Source organism: Enterococcus devriesei (assembly GCF_001885905.1).
GTDB lineage: Bacteria > Bacillota > Bacilli > Lactobacillales > Enterococcaceae > Enterococcus_A > Enterococcus_A devriesei.
In genome coordinates this window covers 200,667-219,305 of the sequence record NZ_JXKM01000004.1, presented here as the reverse complement: position 1 = coordinate 219,305, position 18,639 = coordinate 200,667, and the positions used below count along the sequence as shown (strand labels likewise).

18 protein-coding genes and 1 other annotated feature are annotated in these 18,639 nt (G+C 40.0%); of the genes, 16 read left to right on the top strand and 2 right to left on the bottom strand.

Annotated features, from left to right (window positions below):
- Positions 1–8: 8 nt before the first annotated feature.
- Positions 9–263 carry a TfoX/Sxy family DNA transformation protein gene (locus RV00_RS07605; protein ID WP_071861998.1) on the top strand — a complete coding sequence of 85 codons (255 nt, stop codon included), beginning with the start codon at positions 9–11 and terminating at the stop codon, positions 261–263.
- A 325-nt stretch (positions 264–588) separates the two neighbouring features.
- Here the strand turns inward: RV00_RS07605 and RV00_RS07600 are convergent, their stop codons facing one another.
- Complete coding sequence (locus RV00_RS07600; RefSeq protein WP_071861997.1) at positions 589–957, bottom strand: YccF domain-containing protein; 369 nt, start codon at positions 955–957, stop codon at positions 589–591.
- Positions 958–1,404: 447 nt separating this feature from the next.
- Here RV00_RS07600 and RV00_RS07595 point away from each other — a divergent pair, with 447 nt between their 5' ends.
- Together RV00_RS07595 and RV00_RS07590 are read left to right on the top strand one after the other, a co-directional pair.
- Complete coding sequence (locus RV00_RS07595; protein ID WP_071861996.1) at positions 1,405–2,328, top strand: alpha/beta fold hydrolase; 924 nt, start codon at positions 1,405–1,407, stop codon at positions 2,326–2,328.
- A gap of 36 nt (positions 2,329–2,364) precedes the next feature.
- Entirely contained in the window at positions 2,365–3,006 is a 642-nt protein-coding gene (locus RV00_RS07590; RefSeq protein WP_071861995.1) for a carbonic anhydrase family protein, read from the top strand.
- Between the two features lie 66 nt (positions 3,007–3,072).
- On the opposite strand, the gene RV00_RS07585 is transcribed toward RV00_RS07590, so the two are convergent.
- The gene (locus tag RV00_RS07585; RefSeq protein WP_071861994.1) at positions 3,073–3,546 is read right to left on the bottom strand and encodes a MarR family winged helix-turn-helix transcriptional regulator; all 474 of its coding nucleotides are present in this window, start codon (positions 3,544–3,546) and stop codon (positions 3,073–3,075) included.
- Positions 3,547–4,006: 460 nt separating this feature from the next.
- Here RV00_RS07585 and RV00_RS07580 point away from each other — a divergent pair, with 460 nt between their 5' ends.
- The 13 genes from RV00_RS07580 (at position 4,007) to RV00_RS07520 (ending at position 18,479) form a co-directional block, all read left to right on the top strand.
- Positions 4,007–5,512 carry an AcpB/EbpR/MafR family transcriptional regulator gene (locus RV00_RS07580; RefSeq protein WP_071861993.1) on the top strand — a complete coding sequence of 502 codons (1,506 nt, stop codon included), beginning with the start codon at positions 4,007–4,009 and terminating at the stop codon, positions 5,510–5,512.
- A gap of 216 nt (positions 5,513–5,728) precedes the next feature.
- Complete coding sequence (locus RV00_RS07575; protein WP_071862158.1) at positions 5,729–6,133, top strand: DUF2177 family protein; 405 nt, start codon at positions 5,729–5,731, stop codon at positions 6,131–6,133.
- 5 nt (positions 6,134–6,138) lie between these two features.
- Positions 6,139–7,941: a DAK2 domain-containing protein gene (locus RV00_RS07570; RefSeq protein WP_084133261.1), complete on the top strand. Its 1,803-nt coding sequence runs from the start codon at positions 6,139–6,141 to the stop codon at positions 7,939–7,941.
- The gene (locus tag RV00_RS07565; protein WP_071861992.1) at positions 7,941–8,711 is read left to right on the top strand and encodes a DUF1295 domain-containing protein; all 771 of its coding nucleotides are present in this window, start codon (positions 7,941–7,943) and stop codon (positions 8,709–8,711) included. Before RV00_RS07570 ends, RV00_RS07565 begins: the two co-directional genes overlap by 1 nt.
- Positions 8,712–9,086: 375 nt before the next feature.
- Entirely contained in the window at positions 9,087–10,379 is a 1,293-nt protein-coding gene (locus tag RV00_RS07560; RefSeq protein WP_071861991.1) for a GntP family permease, read from the top strand.
- Positions 10,380–10,421: 42 nt separating this feature from the next.
- Complete coding sequence (locus RV00_RS07555; protein WP_071861990.1) at positions 10,422–11,561, top strand: glycerate kinase family protein; 1,140 nt, start codon at positions 10,422–10,424, stop codon at positions 11,559–11,561.
- Positions 11,562–11,635: 74 nt separating this feature from the next.
- On the top strand, positions 11,636–12,649 hold the full coding sequence (locus RV00_RS07550; protein ID WP_071861989.1) for a CdaR family transcriptional regulator: 1,014 nt from the start codon (positions 11,636–11,638) through the stop codon (positions 12,647–12,649).
- 316 nt (positions 12,650–12,965) lie between these two features.
- Positions 12,966–13,214: a binding site (T-box leader), on the top strand.
- 271 nt (positions 13,215–13,485) lie between these two features.
- Positions 13,486–14,619 carry a 5-methyltetrahydropteroyltriglutamate--homocysteine S-methyltransferase gene (locus RV00_RS07545; protein WP_071861988.1) on the top strand — a complete coding sequence of 378 codons (1,134 nt, stop codon included), beginning with the start codon at positions 13,486–13,488 and terminating at the stop codon, positions 14,617–14,619.
- Between the two features lie 8 nt (positions 14,620–14,627).
- Positions 14,628–15,668: a methionine ABC transporter ATP-binding protein gene (locus RV00_RS07540; RefSeq protein WP_071861987.1), complete on the top strand. Its 1,041-nt coding sequence runs from the start codon at positions 14,628–14,630 to the stop codon at positions 15,666–15,668.
- Positions 15,665–16,336 (top strand): methionine ABC transporter permease, encoded by a 672-nt coding sequence (locus RV00_RS07535; protein ID WP_071861986.1) that lies wholly within the window; start codon positions 15,665–15,667, stop codon positions 16,334–16,336. Before RV00_RS07540 ends, RV00_RS07535 begins: the two co-directional genes overlap by 4 nt.
- 21 nt (positions 16,337–16,357) lie before the next feature.
- Positions 16,358–17,209, top strand: a complete 852-nt coding sequence (locus RV00_RS07530; RefSeq protein ID WP_071861985.1) for a MetQ/NlpA family ABC transporter substrate-binding protein — start codon at positions 16,358–16,360, stop codon at positions 17,207–17,209.
- 16 nt (positions 17,210–17,225) lie between these two features.
- Positions 17,226–17,699, top strand: coding sequence for an S-ribosylhomocysteine lyase (locus RV00_RS07525; RefSeq protein WP_071861984.1), 474 nt, complete (start codon positions 17,226–17,228; stop codon positions 17,697–17,699).
- A 9-nt stretch (positions 17,700–17,708) separates the two neighbouring features.
- Positions 17,709–18,479, top strand: coding sequence for an SDR family NAD(P)-dependent oxidoreductase (locus RV00_RS07520; protein WP_071861983.1), 771 nt, complete (start codon positions 17,709–17,711; stop codon positions 18,477–18,479).
- Positions 18,480–18,639 lie beyond the last annotated feature (160 nt).

The window sequence follows — 18,639 nt, the reverse complement described above, 5'->3', positions numbered from 1 at the left end:
AGCAAACGATGAAAATCTCAGAAATGAAAAATATTGGTGTAGTGAATGAAGAAAAATTGGCGCAAGTGGGCATCAATACTCCGGATGAGCTGAGGAAATTAGGGACGGAGCAGGCCTTTTTGAAAATCCGCCACTTAGTCGATGATGGCGCGTGTCTGCATTTGTTATATGGCTTAGAAGGAGCAATCTTAGATATTCCTAAGCGAGAACTGTCAGAGCGACGCAAATCAGAGCTGAGGGATTTCTTTAGGCACTTAAATTAGAAGTTTCTGGGTTTACTTGCTAGTAAAAGCCATTCACGATACACTACAGGCAAAAAGGGAAGTGGCTTTTTGTATTTAATAGCATTAGTAATTTTTATCATTCTCGTTGGGATCTATAATATTTATATCAATCTTGCTCGCCGGAGAAAGAAGCAGGTATCATCCTTAATGGTAAATATCCAAGTTTCGCTAAATCTTCTTTTAGTGATTGTAGGATTGATTTATTTAATCTTTGGCTAACACGATAAATAATCGATTTCAAACTAAAAAATCAGGCTTCCCTCCGAATTGTTGGAAAGAAGCCTGATTTTTAACTTATTCATGCTTAGCGACTGTAGACGATTTCTGCACCAAAAGGCATCAACGCTAAGCGTGCCAGCTTCAATGATTGAGCTGCAAAGGGAATCCCAACGATGGTGATGCATAGTAAGGCAGCGCTAATTAAATGCCCAATCGCCAATGGTACACCTGAAACAATCAGCCAAATAATATTGACAATAAAGTTCACGCCAGTAACACGATAAACCACGTCTTTACCAAACGGCGCAAAGCTCAAGGCAGCAAATTTAAAACATTGTAAGCCAATAGGAATCCCTATGATGCTAATACACCACAAAATCCCTGCCAAACACCAAGTTAAACCGCCAATTAAGCCCCCAAAGATCATCCAAATTAAATTTCCAATACATGACATGAGCTCTTCACCCCTTTATAATAAGTGTAGCATGAAAAAATTTATTTTCCTCCGCCTTGGGAAGGATTTTGCGAGGATAGGTCAGTTTGAAAATCGACTTTATTTTCCGGAAGAAAATAGATACCTTAATAGGAAAAAGGATGCTAGTTCCACTTTTCGCAGTTTACGAAGGAGAATCTACCGATAAATTTGTAGCTGAAAAAAGGTAGCTAGGGCATAGTGGAATGATATACGGCTTGAAAATCGACTTTATTTTCTGGAAAAAAATAAATACCTCAATAGGAAAAAGGATGCCAGTTCCACTTTTCGCAGTTTACGAAAGAGAACCTCCGGATAAATTTGTAACCGAAAAAAGGTAGTAAGAACATAGTGGAATGATATACGGCTTGAAAATCGACCTTATTTTCTGGAAGAAAATAAATACATTAATAGGAAAAAGGAGATCACATGAGAGAAGCTTTCGAATTATTATCAGTGGATCAAAAAACAACTCTTCACGGGTATCATTGGAGCTGTCCGGCTCCTTGGGCTGTTTTGCAAATCACCCATGGGATGGCCGAACATATTTTGCGATATGACGAATTAGCAACATACTTAAATGCTCTGGGAATTGCAGTGATTGGACACGATCATTTAGGTCATGGCAAGTCTATCCATCAGCAGCCGCAAGGTTATTTCTATGATGAAAAGACAACATTTGGTTTAATCAAAGATTTGTATCAGGTGACTGAATGGGGAAAAATCCGCTATCCTGATCTGCCATTGTTTGTTTTAGGACACAGCATGGGTTCTTTTGTTGTGCGAAACTATTTATTTGATCACGGCGAGGAAATTGACGGTGCAATCTTGATGGGAACTGGACAGCAACCCCTTTGGCTAACGCAAATGGGACGGCAAACAGCTAAAATCTTAAGTCGCATTCAGGGAGAAATGCACCCCAGCAAGCTGATTGATCGCCTGGCCTTTGGGAATATGAACCGCAAAATTTCGAACCGGCGAACAGATAAAGATTGGCTGTCGAGTGTGGCGGCGGAGGTCGATGCCTATTTGTTGGATCATAACTGTGGGTTCCTTTTTACGTTAAATGGCTATCATGAACTTTTTTCTATGATTATTCGAAGTCAAGATGCCACGGAAATGAAGAAGGTTCCTAAAGATTTGCCATTGCTTTTTTTAGCTGGAAACGACGATCCTGTGGGGGATTTTGGCAAAGGCGTAATGAAGGCAGCTCAAGCCTATCAAAGTGCTGGATCGACAAAAGTTACTGTTAAACTCTATGAAAATGCCCGTCACGAAATTTTGAATGAACGCCAGAAGCAAATTGTTTTTCAAGATATTTGCAAATGGATGGAAAAGTTTTCGGATAAATGATATTATTGTAAAAATTTTATTTGATCGAGGGATTTTATGAAAGCAGAATTTTTGATTGATTACTGCCAGCAAAAAGAATGGCACGTAGAAGAAGGGCATCGCCAATCACCAATTGATATTCAAACGAGCCAGATAGAAATGAATCAAGATCTGGGAGAAGTGCAGGTAGCCTTTACAAACAACACAGCCACCTTTTTGAACAACGGTCAAAATCTGCAACTATTAAACGCGGGAGAAGCCTGTTTAAATAAGCGCTTGTTTCATTTTGTTCAAGTTCATTTTCACGCAGATTCAGAGCATCAAATCAATGGTGAAAAATTTCCCTTGGAAGGACATTTTCTTTTTCAAGCAGTCAATGGACAGCAGGCGGTTATCGGCGTCTTGTATCAGCTAGGGGCACATAATGCTGATTTCGAACAAGTCCTTAACCAATACGATCACCAGCAAGGTGAGGGAGAATTCTCAACTGCTGGTTTGATTCCGGAAAATAAAAGCTACTATCATTATATCGGTTCATTGACTACGCCGCCTTTGACCGAAGGCGTGGAATGGTATGTCATGGAGCATCGCTTAGAGATATCAGCGGAACAACTGAAGCGTTTCGTTGCAATCCATGGGAAAAATAATCGTGACTGTCAAACCTTGTATCAACGAAAAGTACTGCATTATCAAGCATAAAAGCCGTTTTCCAATATTGGAAAACGGCTTTTTTACTGTAACTTAAGAGTGCTCATGCGACCTCTTCTAATGATCTCGACCGCGACGTGATCTTGGCTTGTGTCTAACTTGCGGTTCCAATTCAGCGATCAATTTATTCATAATGTGATCAAATTGTTCCTTTTCCTCGTGGGTTAAGGCTTCTAAAACAATCGGACGAAAGTCGTCACTTTGTTGGGCGGCGATTTTACCGCGACTAGTTAAATGGATGTTCATCACTCGTTTATCCGCTTCGGATTTTTCTCGTGTGATGTATTCTTTTTTTTCTAACTTGCGAATCATCTCTGAGGCGGATTGTGGTCGCATATCTAACTGGTTGACTAAGTCTTTTTGTGTAATCGTTCCATGATTGCGAATAATATTTAAAATCTGGCCTTGTCCACGGTTGCGATTCTCAAATTTGATCGGTCCACGCGAATTTTCGCGAAAGAATTGTGTGAATAAACTGTTTAGCTCCATATATTTATTGGTTAAGGCAATATTTAACTCCTGTTCGTTCATTCGCTTGCTCCTTCAAGTTCATCTTCAAACCCTATTTTATCAGGTTACCGAAATAATTCAATTTGTAAATGAATTGAAAGAGCGGGCTGTATTTATTATTTTCAGGCGTTCGCTGGTTGGATGCACGTCCGTGTGCGCTTGGATCAAAATAGCATCCGTGTTTATTCATTTTCTTTATTTCAAAACGCCTTTTTGAATATTCATTTTATTCTTTTGAAGAGTATCAAAATGAATAAAAAACAGAAATGGATTTATTGTATTTTTTATTTAACGATTCAATAAAAGAATAATTTCAATTTTTGACAATGTAAAAGAACATTCAATAACAATTTTTTTGAAAAAATGTAAATTCTTTTTTGTGTAAAATAGAATAATAAGAATCTTTTCAGCAAAACTTTATTTAGCTATTGATTATGAAGTCTTTTGTAAGAAATAATTTGAAAGTAGGGGGGGAAGCGAGATGGATTTTCGTGATTTATTGAGTCCAAGTACCAAACGTCATTTACAATTAGTCGAAGCCATTTATTACAGCCCTGATGGTGCAGCCTCTAGTGATCAGTTGCTAGGTGTATTGGCCTGTTCAATGACTTCCTTACTGAAGGATGTCAAATCGATCAATGAACGACAGTCGAATTTGCAGGTTATAAAGTACAAAGGTTTGTATCGGTTGAAAGCAGCCGATCACGCCAATATTCGTTCGCTTTACGGCGATATTTTGTCTAACTCCTTTGAATACAAATTAATCGAAGAACTGCTTTACGAGGAGTCTCATGGGATTGTCACGATGGCAGAACGAGTGTTTACCAGCTCCTCTAACGTACAGCGTTATCTAAAACGAATTGAGAAGGTATTCAAAAAGACCGGGATTCGTTTGTGCTACCGCCCCTTAAGATTAGAAGGCGATGAAATGTTGATTCGTGAATTTTATCATAGTTATTTCATTGAAAAAGAATCGGGTTTTGAGATACGTTTTCCTAAACTGACTCAAGAGCAGCTGCTGACTGTCTCAAAGATGATTATGAATTTTTTAGAGGTCAATGAGTATCGAGATCGTTATTTATTTCAAAAGGACGCGGTCTTTCGGACGATCATCAGTTTGTGGCGGATAAAAAATGGTCATAGTTTCCCGCAGTCAGAACTCAGGACCAATTGTCTGAAATCCCCTACGCTCGAAGGTTTGACCGCTTTTAAGGAAACGGTGACGAAAGTGTTTTCGCTGGAAGTGACAGATGACGTATTTCGAGACATTAATTGGCGTTCGTTTTCCGATGCGTGTGTCCTGAATTACGCTCACCAGACGCAGGCCATTGCGGAAAATCGAAAATATGGTGAAATGTTTGAAGGGCATCGCTTTCTAGTGGGGCAATTTAATGAGCTGATGGCTCATGCCCTCAACCCGTCTATGATTGATGAAATTGCTCGGATCTTGACTGTTTACTTCTATCCTTTTTATAAGAAAAAAGAACTGATCATTGATTTGCGAAACCCGCGAAAACGATTCATTGAAGGATTGTCAAAGGATTATACTAGTACGACGGTGAAGGTGTTCAGTCTAGTTCAGCAATTTATTGAGGCGTATTCATTTGTTCCAAAGGAGGCGGTGGATTATTATGTCTATTTGCTAGTGACCTTGGTGAAGGATAGCGCGGATATCATCGAGTTACAGAACCGAAAGTTGCATTTCCTGTTTATTGGGGATGTGATGCGTTTGGAGGAGCAACACTTAGTGGAATATATCCGCCAAAGCTGTCACGGCAACTTTGAGTTGCATCAATTTGAGTATCGAAATCATGATGATTTTGATTTTTGGCAGGAGATTAAGAAATACGACGGGCTGATCACGACTTGTTTGGTGAAAAATGTGCCGGATAGTTTTCCGGTAGCGGTGATCGATGCGTTGCTACCTGTTCAAATTATTCATAAAGTGCAAGACTTGATCGAGACTTGTTTGAGTGATCAAAAATAGACGAAGGCAAATTCAATTTTTTCTTACGTGAGGAGAAAATTGATTCAACAAGTTTAAGCGAATATTGACGGGGAAAAGGATGACAGCTAATAGGGCGGTCATCCTTTTTTGAATCCTTAACTGAATAGGGCCAAGCGGGATTATTTCTCAAGTAGGATGGTTATGATAGGTTTAACTTATCAATTGATAAATAAAAATGAAACTGGGGGAATGATCATGATTTCTTGGTTAAAAATAGTTGGTGTCGCAGCAGTCTCTTTTTTAGCGTTAGATCTTTTTTGGCTATTAGTGGTCGCGCGGAAAATGTACCAACAATATTTGGGAAATTTAATGGGGCAAACGAGGTTTGGTCCAGCAGCAATTTTTTATCTGATTTATTTACTAGGAATATTGTTTTTTATCATTAATCCAGCCTTAGAAAAAAATAGTTTGTTATACGCGATTGCCGCAGGAGGCTTTTTAGGGCTACTGTGTTACGGCACTTACGATCTGACCAATTTAGCTACGATCGCCAACTGGCCGATCCGTGTAACCGTGGCGGATCTGATTTGGGGAACCTTTGTAACAGCGACAGTCTCAGGGATCACCGTCTTTGTTGCTCAGCATTTTAATTGGAGGTAATTGGGATGGAAATGACACAAGTGAATCAATCAATCGATCCAAAAAGATTACGTTTGGCTTTTCAACAAGGGGCGCTTCAACTGATCCAGCATAAGCAGCGGTTAAATCAGATTAACGTATTCCCTGTTTCAGACGGGGATACCGGCAGCAACTTGGCTTCTTTGATGCAAGCGATCTTGGAAGAAACAACAGGGGAAAGTCAGACGGTACTTGAAGTTTTTGAAAAAGTCGCCGACGCCTCGCTAATTGGCGCTCGCGGAAATTCTGGGATTATTTTCGCACAATATTTTAATGGCATCTACAATCATTTACTAAAGTTAGAAGAAACCAACTCAGTCAAAAGCTTCTTGGAAAGCGTAAAAGTCGCGATCACCGAAGCCTATCAAGCAATCGAACGGCCAGTAGAAGGCACGATTATCACGGTGATCCGTTCGTGGGCGGAAGCTTTGAGTAACGGCGAGCCAAATTTAGAAAATTTATTGTCAAATGCCTTATCAACAGCTAAAATCGCATTGGAAAATACACCAAATCAGTTAAAGGTTTTAAAGAAGAACCACGTAGTAGATGCTGGCGCGCAAGGCTTCTATTTATTCATCGAAGGCTTCACTCATGCATTTTTGGCGAAAAGTGGTTTGCAGCTGGTAGAAGCAAAGCAACAGAAAATCACACTCGACTATAACGAAGAAAATCATGCCCAGGTAACGGAACCTCTTCAACGTTATTGTACAGAGATTTTGTTGGATCAGGTCCAATTAACGAAGCACGACTTACAGGAACACTTAAAAGGTTTCGGTGATTCCTTAGTAGTAGCGGTGAACCGTGGAAAAGCTCGAATTCATATCCACACAAACAAACCGGCTGAGGTCTTGGCGTATTTGAGCACAGTCGGTCAACCGATTCAACAAAAGGCCGACGATATGCTGCTGCAATATCAAGTAAATAAGCAAAGAAGAGCGCCGATTGCTTTAGTAACTGATTCTATTGCAGATTTGCCCGCAGAGTATTTATTAAATAACCAAATCCATGTTTTGCCGATGAATATTTTGATCGACGAGACGAGTTATATTGACAAAATCACGATCCAAAGCGATCAATTTTTAGCAATGGCTCAGCGAACAGCAGCCACTAGCTCACAGCCAACATTGAAAACAGTGGACAATCTTTTTTCATTTTTGGAAACACGTTATGAAGCAATTTTAGTAATCACCGTCGCTAGCAAGCTCAGTGGCACCTTCCATACCGTCAAAGAAGCGGCGAAACGCAGAAGCGGAACCCGCATTGAAGTCATCGATTCTCATCAAAATTCTGCGGCGCAGGGCTTACTAGTAATGGCTGCGAATGAATGGATTCAAGCAGGACGATCCTTTGATGAAATCGCTGCTGCCGCTTTAACGAAAAGAGATCAAATGAATATCTTAGTTAGTGTCAATGACCTGAATCCTATGATTCAGTCAGGAAGGATTCCCCAAGCTGTTGGACGGCTGGCTAAGATGGTCAATTTGAAACCTATCGTTAGCTTAAATTCTTTAGGGGATGGCAAGCTGAGTAATTTTGCTTTTAGTCAAGCGGGAAACGAAAAGAAAATTTTGGCGGAGGTGATTAAAGCGAACGAAGAGAAGATTATTAAACGTTATGCTCTGATCCATGCTGACGAGCTGGCGAAAGCGCAGCGCTGGGGGCAAGAATTGCAAAATAAGCTAGGCTTTGGACCAAGCTTTATTACCGATGTTTCAACGGTGGTAGCAATGAGTGCTGGCGTTGGGAGCGTGGCGGTAGCTTATGAGTTGGAAGAGGAGGACGTCAACTAATGGTAGCGATCATTCTGATTATTTTATTTCTTTATTTCACCGTTTTGTTTTTTATCGCTCAGGCGCTGCATAATAACTCCATTGTTGATATCGCTTGGGGAATCGGTTTTGTGCTTGTCGCTGTGACTGGATTTTTATTGAAGCCGGAAAAAACGACGGCGGCTTTGTGGGTGCTAGGCTTAGTGACGATCTGGGGCTTGCGGCTCTTTTTCCACTTAGCCAAACGTAATATCGGCAAGCCTGAGGATTACCGCTATATCAATATGCGGAAGCGCTGGGGCAACCATTTTGCGAAGTTAAAGGCTTTCTTGAACGTTTTTGTTTTACAGGGTGTTTTGTTAAGTATCGTTGCTTTGCCAATTTTTTTGACGATGACGAGTAACAATGACGCGTTTCATTGGTGGAACAGCTTAGGTGTATTTATTTGGCTAATGGGCTTTGGTTTTGAGACGATCGGAGATTATCAGTTGACACTGTTTAAAAAAGTTCCCAATAACCGAGGCAAGTTGTTGACTACGGGACTCTGGTCGTTGACGCGGCATCCTAATTATTTTGGTGAGGCACTTAGCTGGTGGGGAATTTTTCTGATCAGTTTGACTCAATGGCGCAATCTTTGGGGGATCATTGGCCCAGTCACAATCACGTTATTATTGCTGTTTGTTTCAGGGGTGCCCCTACTAGAAAAGAAAAATCGGCAAAAAGCCGGGTATCGCGAGTATGCGAACCAAACACCAAAATTCTTGCCTTTCTTTGGAAAAAAAGGATTATAGAAAATCTGTAGAAGGTATAAATCATATTTTTCAACACGATAAAGAAGTGGGATTGTGAAAGTCTTTTATTGACTTATCGCAATCCTATTTTTATTATCGATTGATTTATTCGCTTATTTGAGAGTAATGTTATTCTGACAAACAAGCTACTTTCTTTCCTTGTTTGTCATCAGACTGATTTAGCATCAAACCTTCGTTGATTATTGGTTTTTCAAGTGTTTGGTGTGAAACGATTTCTAGTTAATGAAATAATTATCTGTTTTATGCCCTCATTGTTCTGTGCAGATGCACAACTGAAGTTGTAAATCTACCAATTTTATTTAGAAAGTAAATTGGTAGAATGGAAACGTAAACAAAAAAAGGGAGATGTTTCACATGGCAGATATTGTTATACCGTGGTATGCGGCAATTATTGGTTTGCTTTTCGCAATTTTTTTGATTTTAAGAAAAATGAATCCGGTTTATTCGTTGTTTTTAGGAGCAATCGTAGGTTGTTTAATCGGGGGTGCTTCTTTAAGTGATACAGTAAATATATTGATTAGTGGTACACAAAGTATCATGGGGACAGCCATCCGAGTATTGGCAGCCGGAATGTTGGCGGGTGTGATGATGGAGTCTGGGGCAGCCGAATCGATTGCTCATGCAATCGTTAGCAAGCTGGGAGCCAATAAAGCAATATTGTCTTTAGCGTTGTCTACGATGATCATTACGGCAGTAGGTGTCTTTATTCCCGTAGCAGTTCTGATTGTAGCACCTATCGCTCTTTCGGTAGGAAAACAGACTGGAATAAGTAAGTTGGCTTTATTAACTGCTTTGTCTGGCGGCGGAAAAGCAGGAAACATTATTTCTCCGAATCCCAACACGATTGCAGCAGCCAATGGTTTCAAGCTGGATCTGAGTAGTGTGATGATTGCCGGTTTTATTCCAGCTGTTTTTGGGTTGATTACAGCAGTTGTGATTGCTAGTTTGATCAAAAAGAAGGGTGCAATGGTTCAAGATAGTGATATTGGCGAAGAAGAAGAAAAGGAACTACTGCCGTTAAGCAAGGCATTGATTGCTCCGGTATTATCGATCGTTCTATTATTGATTAATCCAATCGGAACGATGCTGCATATTCAATTGTTAGCAAACTTAAAGGTTGATGCGATGTATATTTTACCTTTTGCATCAATCGTGGGAACGATCGCAATGGGCCGTGCGCATCAAATCCGTGAATACTCGAAAGCCGGAATTTATCGTGTGACGGATACAGTATTGATTTTAATTGGTGCGGGAGCGATTGCGGGATTAATTTCAGTCTCTGATCTTTCAAAACAAGTCGTTCATTTGATTTCTATTACAGGAATCTCTGGGACATTCTTAGCACCTATTTCTGGGATTTTGATGGGATTAGCAGTAGGTTCGACTTCGACCGCAGTTATTTTAGCGACAGGATCATTTGGCCATGCAATTTTAGCAACCGGAACATCTTCATTAGCCGCAGCAGTCATGGTTCATACTGGTGCAACCGTAATTGATAGTGTCCCTCAAGGAAACTATTTTCATATTACTGCCAACAGCATGCATATGTCGATCAAAGAACGGATGAAAGTTATCCCTTATGAAATGTGTATTGGTGGTGTAATGACAATTGTTGCTACGATTTTATACGGGTTTATATTAAAATAATGAAATCAAATTGGTTTCTAAGCAGAGGCAAGGGGAATAATGATGAAAAAAACTTTTGTATTAGCTCCAGATTCATTTAAAGAAAGTATGAGTGCCAAAACAGCTTGCGAAGCGATGGCGCGTGGCATCCGAAAAGTCTTGCCTGAAGCGGAGATTATCCAAGTTCCAATGGCTGATGGCGGCGAAGGAACGGTCGATGCCCTAGTTGATGGGAGTCAAGGAACGAAGATTGATGTAGAAGTTTCCGGACCGATCCCGACAGAAAAGGTAAAAACCTATTTTGGATTAATGGCTGATAAAAAAACCGCAGTGATGGAAATGGCAAAAGCCAATGGAATTGAATTACTGAGTAAAGAAAAACGTAATCCGTTAATCACCTCTACTTACGGAACTGGTGAAATGATCTTAGCAGCTTTAGATCAGGGCGTGGAAAAGATTATCATTGGGATTGGTGGTAGCGTGACCAATGATGGGGGTGCTGGGATGGCACAAGCACTCGGCGCACATTTTTTAGATAAAGCTGGTCAGGAATTGGCAGTCGGGGGTGGCTCACTGGGGAAATTAGCGAAAATCGATTTGAGTGATATGGACCCACGAGTAAAAGATACGGAGATAATTATTGCCAGCGATGTGACCAATCCATTAGTTGGGCCTAAAGGCGCTTCCCAAGTGTTTGGACCACAAAAAGGAGCCACTAAGGAGATGGTGGACGAATTGGATAAAAACCTTGCTCATTATGCAACGATTATCGAGCAAGGTTTAGGAATTGATATCGTGGATCGCCCCGGTGCGGGAGCAGCAGGTGGATTGGGTGCAGGGTTATTGGTATTTACGGAAGCGATTATGCAGTCAGGCGTGAATATTGTAACTGAGCTGACTCATTTAGCCGAAAAAATTAGTCAAGCCGACTATGTTTTTACTGGAGAGGGCGGCATGGACTTTCAAACAAAGTTTGGTAAAGCGCCTTATGGTGTAGCAAAAATTGCAAAAAAATATGACAAGCCCGTCTTCGCTTGCGCCGGTTATATTGGGGAACAGGTAGAAGTTCTTTACGACGAAGGAATGACTGCGATTTTTGGTATTTTAGCAAAAGCCAGTACGCTAGAAGAAGCATTACTGTCAGGCGAAGAAAATTTAATGCGAACGGTTGAAAATATCACACGTGTGTTAATTACTAAGTAAAGTTGAATTCATTGTCATTTGCACAAAGTTCGTTACACTATTAGTACAATAAGTATTTTTAGGATGGATAGATAATGAGCACGTTGTTGACAAAGGAACAAGCGAATATGATCGTTCAAAAATTGATGTCAGATATTCCCTATAACATCAATATCATGAATGAACAGGGATACATCATTGCGAGTGGGAAGGAACAACGAATCGGAGAACGACATCGAGGGGCGGAACGAGCAATTGCCCAACGAAAAATGGTAGAAGTGTTCAAAGATACTTCGCTGGAAAAAAGAGGGACCAACGAACCGATTTTATTGAATGGTGAATTATTAGGGGTAGTGGGAATTTCCGGAGAACCGGATGAAGTTCGCCCCTTCACCAAACTAGTGAAATCGATCGTACTTCTGCTTGTTGAAGAACTAAATGAATTTAGTAAAAAAGAGAAAAAACTGCGTCAACGCACCAATTTCTTAAATGAGCTTTTAAATGCAAATGGCTATTACAGCGAGGAATTGACGACAAGTGCGATAGAAGATTACGGAATGAATTTACTACGAGCAAACCGCTGTATATTGTCAACGAAACAAGAAGTATTGAGAACGTATTTCCCATTGCATGAAATTTTCGAATGGCATGGAAGGTATATCACCTTTATTGATGCCGAGCTGGAGATAGCACCCGAAGAATCAGAGATGATGATTATCAGTGAAGAAAAAATGAACGTGGGACAATTAATAAGAGATGTAGAGAATACGTTTAAGTATCTTTATTTCTTTCAGCAATCGGCTAATCAACCGATCTTCACAACCAATCACTACTTTGCTCGACTTTTTGACTTTCCAATTGAAATTGATCGGCAATTAATCAGAAAAGTAACGGATATTTATGACGAGTATTACGATACCTTGATTTGCTTTGCTAACAATAGTACCAATGTGAAGGCAGGTGCAGAACAACTACATATTCATCGGAATACGTTGAATTATAGGATTGAACGCATTCATGAACTTACGCAGAAAGATCCGCGGATTTGGTCGGATCTTTGGACACTGTTGTATCATTTTGCCTATTGTTTTGTTCAGAATTTTGAGTGAAAAGAAATAGACTTTAGCTATCAGAAGAAGTGTGGTAGCTTTAAAATAAGAATTTCGACTCTGTGTAACCAAAGGTTGACGGGTAAATACTTTTAAAGCGTTGACAGAATGAATGAAGTTCTGTCAGCGCTTTTTTGCTACTCTAATTAGCTTAGTCAAAGTAGTGCGGACGTTTCATTTCATGGAGGTTAAAGTCATTATTTTGTCTAAACAGAGAGTAAAAATAACTGTTTCTTTGTATAATGCTCTGCTAATTTGAAAAAGTAGTTGACATTAATTATAACGACATGGTAATATTCCAATTAAATTATGATAAGAAAAATCATAGAAGAGAAAAGTATGAATTGATGACTTTTAACAGAGAGGCTTTGTTTGGTGGAAAAAGCTAAAGAAGTTAATTCAGAAAATGGCCTCTGAGATGATTCGTTGAGCTTAATTGTAAAACGAATTCGGGTACACCCGTTATAGTGTCAGAGTATGCAGTATTTACTAAGTACTTGGTAAGACAGGTTTTTGTGAGATTCCTGTGAATATAGAGGTGGTAACACGTTTGGTCGTCCTTTAATGCGTAAGCATTAAGGGGCTTTTTTTGTGTTTAATACTAGTTAAGTGAAAGCCTACTATAAACTTTAATATAAAAATTGGAGGAAGTACCTTTTGATAGAAAAACATTTTAGAATAACCCAACTACAGGAAGCGAGATTAAGTGAGTCTGGAATTTTTAAACTTCATAGGTCTAACTCGCCCTAGCTAGGGATGATTCCCGAATTCATTATCTAAAGTTCGACTAATCGATATATGCTGTTTATTAAAATTAAAAAATGGAGGGTTTTATTATGACAAAACGTACAACATCACCATTTCGCTACGATATAGTAGGAAGTTTTCTGCGTCCAGAAAAATTAAAGGCAGCACGGAAGGATTTTGAAGCAGGAAAGCTTTCGCAAGCAGAATTGACGGCGGTTGAAGATGAAGCCATCATAGCTTTAATAGAAAAACAAGAAGCAGCTGGTCTTAAAGCTGTGACTGATGGAGAGTTTCGCCGTAGTTGGTGGCATTTAGATTTCTTTTGGGGATTAAATGGTGCGGCCTATAAAGATGCCACTCACGGTTATCACTTCGATGCAGAAGAAACTCGAGCTGAAACAGCAACTTTAACAGGAAAACTAGATGGTAAAAACCATCCCTTTGTGGAACACTTTAAATTCGTCAAAACCCATGCAAAAGATGGTAGCGAAGTTCGACAGACAATCCCTGCGCCTGCACAGTTCTATAAAGAACTATTGCGTCCTGAGAATCAACCTGAAGTTCTAGCTGTTTATCCTGAAAAAACTGATTTGATCAGCGATATCGTCAAAGCTTATCAAGAAACGATCAACGAGCTATATGACGCCGGGTTACGTGTTCTACAACTGGATGATTGTACTTGGGGAATGTTGGTAGCTACTTTGCCGGAAGGAGTTGTCACTGATGGTCAATCGGAAGAAGAAGTTCGAGAGGTGTTAAAAAAAGAATTACTCGACATCAACAATCGTGTCTTAGCTGGTTTGCCAGAAGACTTGATCGTCAACACTCATGTTTGTCGCGGCAATTATCATTCTACTTGGTCTGCAGCTGGCGGGTATGATCTGGTTGCTTCTCCATTATTCGATCAAGAGAACGTTCATGCTTACTATTTGGAATATGATTCAGATCGAGCCGGCGGGTTTGCGCCATTAGCTAAAGTCAGTCCTGATAAATTAGTGGTTCTAGGGTTGGTTACTTCTAAAACAGGTGAATTAGAAGAGCGAGATGCAATCATCACCCGCATCAATGAAGCAGCAGAATACATTGATCTTGACCGTTTAGCGTTAAGTCCTCAGTGCGGCTTTGCTTCTACGGAGGAAGGAAATATTTTAACCGAAGAACAGCAATGGAATAAGATCGCATTGATCAAAAGTATCGCAGAAGAGGTCTGGCAAGAAAAGTAGGGATAGAGATGGAAGAGAAAAAACAGCCAATCATCGAAATACAGGATGCAGTAGTCACCTTCAAGCGAAATCACTCATCAATTACCGCGGTAGATCATGTTTCTTTGACGATCGGTCAAGGAGAAACATACGGCATAATCGGGTATTCAGGAGCGGGCAAAAGTACTTTAATTCGATTGATCAATCATTTACAGGTACCGACTTCGGGAAAAGTTTTCGTGAATGGACAAGCATTGGAAGATTTGGATCAACGCCAGTTTCAACGAGCACGGAAAAAAATAGGTATGATTTTTCAGCATTTCAATCTGATGAACTCTCGCACCGTTTTAAACAATGTAGAATTTCCGTTGTTAGGTGAAAAAATTACTAAAAGTGAACGAAAAGAGAAAGCTTTGGCTCTGTTGAGACTAGTTGAACTAGAGGAATTGGCAGATGCGTTTCCAAGTCAACTTTCTGGGGGTCAAAAGCAAAGAGTAGCGATTGCTCGGTCATTAGCGAACAATCCCGATATTTTAGTTAGCGATGAGGCGACTAGCGCACTAGATCCTAAGACAACTTTATCAATTTTGAAACTACTGCAACGTTTGAACCAGCAATTAGGGTTAACAATCGTCTTGATCACCCACGAAATTCAAGTGATCCAAACGATTTGTCATCGAGTAGCTATCATGGAAGCAGGAAAAATAATTGAGGCAGGAAAAGTGGCTGAAGTATTCAGAAATCCTCAAGAGCAGTTGACCCGCGAATTCATTGATACTTCGATTAATGTTCAAGAAGCGTTGAACCGGATTCAACGAAATAGCAATCAGCAACAGCTTTATTTATTGAAATTTGTAGGTGAGACGACGAATCAAGCGGTAGTAACGGAAATGGCTCAAAAATTCGCAGTGGCGGCAACGATTCTTTTTGCTAATATCGATCAGTTCGATAATTTGACGGTAGGTGTCATGATTTTGGCGTTGGATGGCTCCAGAGTGGAAGCGGGAGTTGAGTACTTAAGACAACAAAGTGTTGAAGTAGAAATAATTAAGAAAAAGGTGGGGGCATGAATAATTTATTTCCACATGTGGCGACCATGCAGGAAGCTATTTGGCAAGCTACTTTGGAGACAGTATATATGACGATTGTCTCAGGTTTAATTGCTGGAGTAATCGGCCTATTGGTGGGAATCGTGTTAGCCATGACAAAGCCAGGAGGAATCACTGAAGATCGCAGTTTTTATAGTGTACTTGATAAAGTGGTAAATCTTTTGCGAAGTATTCCTTTTATTATTTTATTGGCGGTAATTTCACCTTTGACTAGCTTTCTCGTGGGGACAACGGTAGGAACGACAGCCGCCCTGGTACCTTTGATTGTTGGAATATTCCCTTTTTACGCGCGCCAAATTCAGATCGCTTTGCAGGAAGTTGGGCCTGGAGTAGTAGAAGCAGCCCAATCGATGGGATTGAGTAATCAGGAGATTATTTTTCGTGTTTTTCTACGTGAAGGGTTGGCGGATATTATTCGTGTCTCAACTCTAACCGTGATTAGTCTAATTGGCTTGACCACAATGGCTGGTGCAGTAGGTGCCGGTGGCTTAGGGAATGTGGCCATTAGTATTGGATATGCTCGTTTTCAAAACGATGTGACGTTTGTTTGTATGATTATTTTGTTAGTAATGGTCTTTGCTGTTCAATTTATTGGAGATCGATTATCCGACCATTTTACAAAATTTTAAGAATAGCGAAGGAGCGATAGTATGAAAAAAATAGTGATTCTCCTAGGTGTGCTAGTGGTTTTAGTTGCTGCTGGTTTTGGGGTTCATGAAGTGAGCAGTTCGCAAAAAAAAGAATCAAAAACGATTGTTGTTGGGTCACAAGGCTCGGATTATCAAATTTGGCAACATATTGCTAAAAGTCAGGAGGCTAAAGAGGCAGGACTAACGATTCAGGTCAAAGAGATCACGGATGGAGTTCAATTAAATAAGGCGACGGCAGACGGTAGTGTGGATGTCAATGCCTTTCAATCCTACTCCTATTTTAAAGCGTACAATTCGCAAGATAAAAAGCAACCGTTAGCGGCGTTAGGGACGACGTATTTAGAACCTTTAGGAATTTATTCTGAAAAATATACCTCGTTGTCTGAGTTACCAGATGGAGCAACTGTAGCGATTGCTAATAATCCGGCCAATACTGCCCGGGGGTTACTATTATTGCAGGACGCAGGATTAATTAAATTAAGCGATGATTTTGATGCGTTAAGTGGTGTTGAAAAAGTTAAAGAAAACCCCAAACATTTGGTTTTTAAACAAATTGATGATACGACTGGTCCACGAGTTTTAAAATCGGTGGATGCTGTATTGATCTCGAATACCGTAGCTTTAGACGGCGGTTTGAATGTGTTAAAGGATTCTTTGTTTCACGAAAAAGTCAATCAACGTACGAAAAACAACATCAATATCTTGGCAACAGCTGAAAAAAATAAAAATAATGAAAACTTCAAAAAGTTAGTCAAGTTGTATCATAATCAAGCGATTCAAAACTATATTAAAAAAGATTTTGGTGGCACAAAAATCGCAGTCGATAAGCCGATAAGCTATCTAGAAAAATAAAAAGGAGAATTCAATTATGGCAGAAGTAGAAAGTTTTACACTAGATCACACGAAAGTAAAGGCACCATACGTACGATTAATTACTAAGGAGAATGGAAGAGAAGGAGATACGATCACTAACTTCGATTTGCGTTTTGTTCAACCAAATGAAAATGCTATACCAACAGGTGGACTGCATACGATCGAACATTTATTAGCAGATTTATTACGCGATCGATTAACTGGTGTGATCGATTGCTCTCCGTTTGGCTGCCGAACGGGCTTTCATCTGATTGTCTGGGGAGAACCTACCGCCCATGAAGTGGCGGTAGCATTGAAGGAATCCTTAGAGGAAATTGCCGAAAAGACTCAATGGGAAGATGTTCAAGGAACGGATATCATCAGCTGTGGAAATTACCGCGATCATTCCCTATTCTCCGCCAAAGAATGGGCTAAAAAAATCGTGGCTGAAGGCATTAGCGATGATGCTTTCGAACGTCATTTGGTTTAGGAGAAGGCAATGTTTCCGGAATTAAAAAATAAGATTGTTTTAGTGATCGGCAGCAGTCAAGGAATCGGTAAAGCAGTTGTTGAGACTTTTTTAAATAGCCTATCGGTAGTAATAGCCGCAGATATAACCTATGATTGTGACAAGTTGCAGACAATTGATAAAAGATACTTTCAAATTCATTTAGATATCAGCCGAGAAACCGAAGTCTCCGAATTAAGTCAACAATTGATCGAAAATAAGATGGTACCTGATATCTTAGTGGACGTAGCAGGAATCTCAACGATGGATTTTCTCGTAAATAGCCAAACCAGTGATTTTGAAAAAACGTTTCAAGTCAATACTCGCGGAACTTATTTCGCTATGAAGTATTTTACCAAGGCAATGATCGACCATAATAAGAAAGGTCGTATAATCGTGATTGCTTCTCAAGCAGGAAAAAATGGCTATCGCGGAATGTCGGCTTATGTAGCGTCTAAACACGCTGTTTTAGGCTTAATCAAAACAGCAGCAATCGAAACAGCACCAAATCAAATTTTAATCAATGCCGTCTGTCCAGGAATTATCGAAACAGAGATGAAACAACGAGAAAGGGTCGAAGGCGGTGCGTTACGGGGTATGAGTGCAGAAGCTGTTCGGCAAGAAGACATCAGCCAAGTGCCGTTGAAACGAACAGGAACACCGCAAGACGTAGCGAATGTCGTATTATTTTTAGCAAGTCCTCTGTCGAGTTATATGACCGGACAAGCGATTAATGTGACTGGCGGGATGACGATGCATTAAACTAAATTCAAGTCATAAATGAAACTTATTTTGCGAGCTATTTCGAGAGCAAATAATTATAGCTAGTTTTCAGTAAAAACTGACGAGTTGTGTGAAATTAAAGCTGAGACAGAAAAATAAATTTCTGTCTCAGCTTTTTTGTTAACTTGAATCAATTTCA